Here is a 1115-nt window from a genome sequence, read left to right on the forward strand (position 1 = left end):
GTTTCCTGACGTCGGGCCGCCCGACCGACCCGTGGCGACACGGTGACGCGGGGCCGTCCGTGACGTGAGGAGTACCCGCCACACTTCAACTGTCGGTACGGGTGCCCTTACCCTGAAATCGAGTAGACCCAGCGATCTCCGAGGTGACCGTTTGTCCGTCGAGGCCCCAGACCTCCCCGTCCCCCCCGATCCCGCGCCGGACGCACAGCCGATCCTGGGAGCCCGGCGCAGCGGCTGGCAGCAGGGCCTCGTGTGGGCGTTCGTGGTGCTCCCGATGCTCGCGCTGCTGGCCACCGTCCCCGTGCTGTGGGGATGGGGGCTCGGCTGGTGGGACCTCGCGATCGCGGCCGTGTTCTACGTCGTCGGCATCCTCGGGGTGACCGTCGGCTACCACCGACACTTCACGCACCGCTCGTTCAAGGCCCAGCGCTGGCTGCGGGTGGTCCTCACGATCACCGGCTCGATGGCCATCCAGGGCTCCATGATGGCCTGGGTCGCCGACCACCGCCGCCACCACGCGTACTCGGACAAGGACGGGGACCCGCACTCGCCCTGGCGCTACGGGACCACCCCGTGGGCCGTGGCCCGCGGCTTCGTCTGGGCGCACGTCGGCTGGGTGTTCGACCGGGACAAGACGAACTGGGAGCGGTTCATCCCGGACCTGCTGGCGGACAAGGTGCTCCGCCGGGTGAGCGCCCTGTTCGGCCTCTGGGTCACGGTCAGCCTGGTGCTGCCCGCGCTGCTCGGCGGCCTGCTGACCTGGTCCTGGGCCGGCGCGGTGACCGGGTTCTTCTGGGGCGGCCTGGTCCGCATGGCGGTGTGCCACCACGTGACCTGGTCGATCAACTCGATCTGCCACATGGTCGGGGCCCGGCCGTTCCGCTCGCGGGACCGCAGCCGCAACTTCTGGCCGCTGGCGATCCTGTCGATGGGCGAGAGCTGGCACAACCTGCACCACGCCGACCCGACCTGCGCCCGGCACGGGGTGCTCAAGGGCCAGATCGACATCTCGGCGCGGGTGATCTGGTTCTTCGAGAGGTTCGGCTGGGCGCACGACGTCCGGTGGCCGACCACCCGCCGGCTCGCCCGGCTGCGCAGCGCGTAGCCGTTGTTGA

At 70.8% G+C, this 1115-nt stretch carries 1 protein-coding gene; it reads left to right on the forward strand.

Annotated features, from left to right (window positions below):
* Positions 1–151 precede the first annotated feature (151 nt).
* The gene (locus H5J29_RS33795) at positions 152–1105 is read left to right on the forward strand and encodes an acyl-CoA desaturase (RefSeq protein ID WP_181784923.1); all 954 of its coding nucleotides are present in this window, start codon (positions 152–154) and stop codon (positions 1103–1105) included.
* The last annotated feature ends 10 nt before the right edge of the window (positions 1106–1115 follow it).

It is taken from the genome of Pseudonocardia pini (assembly GCF_013870575.1).
Classification (GTDB): domain Bacteria; phylum Actinomycetota; class Actinomycetes; order Mycobacteriales; family Pseudonocardiaceae; genus Pseudonocardia; species Pseudonocardia pini.